Origin of the sequence: Mesorhizobium sp. M7A.F.Ca.CA.004.12.1.1 (genome assembly GCF_003997835.1) — a bacterium.
Classification (GTDB): Bacteria; Pseudomonadota; Alphaproteobacteria; order Rhizobiales; family Rhizobiaceae; genus Mesorhizobium.
In genome coordinates this window covers 1-2322 of sequence record NZ_RZRK01000569.1, presented here as the reverse complement: position 1 = coordinate 2322, position 2322 = coordinate 1, and the positions used below count along the sequence as shown (strand labels likewise).

Annotated in this window: 3 protein-coding genes; all 3 read left to right on the top strand. The window is 63.9% G+C overall.

From position 1 onward, the window contains the following. Window positions 1-607 (top strand): SDR family oxidoreductase (locus tag EN984_RS25205; protein ID WP_245480115.1); only part of this gene is annotated, 607 nt, incomplete at its 5' end. A gap of 11 nt (window positions 608-618) precedes the next feature. Beyond that, on the top strand, window positions 619-1566 hold the full coding sequence (locus EN984_RS25200; RefSeq protein WP_127268275.1) for a 3-hydroxyacyl-CoA dehydrogenase: 948 nt from the start codon (window positions 619-621) through the stop codon (window positions 1564-1566). Continuing rightward, window positions 1563-2322: 3-keto-5-aminohexanoate cleavage protein (locus EN984_RS25195; RefSeq protein WP_164765632.1), on the top strand; the 760-nt coding region annotated here is incomplete at its 3' end. The genes EN984_RS25200 and EN984_RS25195, both read left to right, overlap by 4 nt.

Here is a 2322-nt window from a genome sequence, read left to right as displayed (position 1 = left end):
GGTCAAGGCCGATGTCTCGCGCGACGAGGATGTCGACCGCCTGTTCGAGGCGGTCGAGAAAAAACTCGGCGGGCTCGATGCGTTGATCAACAATGCCGGCATTGCCGGGCCGACAGGCGGTGTCGACGAGATCGACCCTTCCGACTGGCGGCGCTGCATCGACATCTGCCTGACCGGCCAGTTCCTGTGCGCTCGGCGCGCCGTGCCGCTGATCAAGGCGGCGGGCGGTGGTTCGATCGTCTCGATGTCGTCTGCCGCCGGCCGCCATGGCTACGCCTTCCGCACACCCTATTCGGCGGCCAAGTTCGGTGTCATCGGTTTCACGCAGAGTCTCGCCAAGGAGCTCGGACCGCACGCCATCAGGGTCAACGCCATCCTGCCCGGCATCATCGAGGGGCCCCGCATCGAAGGTGTTATCTCGGCGCGCGCCAAGCAGGTCGGCATCAGCCACGAAGAGATGACGGATCGTTATCTCCAAAACATCTCGCTGCGCCGCATGACCAGCCCCTATGATGTGGCGTCGATGGTCGCCTTCCTGCTCTCCGATGCGGGGATCAACATTTCCGGCCAGTCGCTCGGCGTCGACGGCAATGTCGAAACACTTTGAGGAGCCTATCCATGGCCAATGTCGCAATTGTCGGAAGCGGGTTCATCGGGCGGGCCTGGGCAATCAGCTTTGCCCGCGCCGGCCATGATGTGCGGATGTGGGACCAGTTGCCCACTGCCACGGGTGGCGCCCGCGACTACATTGCCGGCGTGCTCGGTGATCTCGCCCGGAACGACCTGTTGCGGGGACAGGCGGTCGACGCCGTGCTCGGCCGGATCACCATTGTCGCCGAGCTGGCAGAGGCGCTGGCTGGTGCGGTCCATATCCAGGAGAACACGCCTGAAAACCTCGAGGTGAAGCGGGAGGTGTTCTCGCTGATCGACAGCCTTGCCGATCCGCAAACAGTCATCGCCAGTTCCACCTCGGCGCTGTTGCCGTCGAAATTCACCGACCATCTGCAAGGGCGGCAGCGCTGCCTGGTCGTGCATCCGATCAACCCGCCCTATCTCATTCCGGCGGCCGAAATCGTGCCGGCGCCATGGACGTCCGCCGAGACGGTCGAGACAACCCGCGCCTTCCTCATCGACGCCGGTCATGCGCCCCTGGTGATGAACCGCGAACTCGACGGCTTCATCATGAACCGCCTGCAAGGCGCATTGCTGGAGGAGGCTTTCCGGCTTGTCGCCGACGGCTACGCCAGTGTCGAGGATGTCGACATCGGCATCCGCGACGGGCTGGCGCTGCGCTGGTCGTTCATGGGTCCATTCGAGACCATCGATCTCAATGCGCCTGGCGGCGTGCGCGACTATGTCGAGCGTTATCAGGGCATCTATTCCAACATCTTTCCCCAGACGCAGCGACGCGTCGACTGGGCCGGCAAGGTCATCGACACGGTCGAGGCTGATCGCCGCAAGCGACTGCCACAGCAAAGCCTGGGCGACCGGCAGGTGTGGCGTGACCGCCGGCTCATGGCGCTCGCCGCCCACAAGAGAAAATCGGATCAGGAGTTCGGAGAATGACGCAAACCAGCCGCAAGCCGGGGCCTGCACAGACCAAGGGCAAGGTCATCATCACCTGCGCGGTGACAGGTGCCATCCACACGCCGACGATGTCGCCTTATCTGCCGATCACGCCAGACCAGATCGCCTCGGAGGCGATCGCGGCTGCCGAAGCCGGTGCCGCAATCCTGCATCTGCATGCGCGCGATCCGGAAACCGGCAAGCCCGACCAGACGCCGGAGGCCTTCGCTCGCTTCCTGCCGCGCGTCAAGCAAGGCACCAACGCCGCCATCAACATCACCACCGGTGGCAGCCCGTACATGAAGGTCGAGGAGCGCGTGCGCCCGGCCGCCCAGTTCAAACCGGAAGTCGCCTCGCTCAATATGGGCTCGATCAATTTCGGGCTCTATCACCTCGCCGACAAATACGAGACCTTCAAATTCGACTGGGAAAAGCCGCATCTGGAAGCGACCCGCGACCTCGTCTTTCGCAACTCGTTCAAGGACATCGAGTACATCCTGGCGACCTGCTACGACAACGGCACGCGCTTCGAGTTCGAGTGCTACGACATCGCCCATCTCTACAACCTCTCGCACTTCGCCGACCGCGGGCTGGTGAAGCCGCCTTTCTTCGTGCAGTCGGTGTTCGGACTGCTCGGCGGCATCGGCACCCATCCCGAAGACGTCGCCCATATGAAGCGCACTGCCGACCGGCTGTTCGGCGACCAGTTCCGCTGGTCGGTTCTCGGCGCTGGCGCCAGCCAGCTGCGCATAGCCG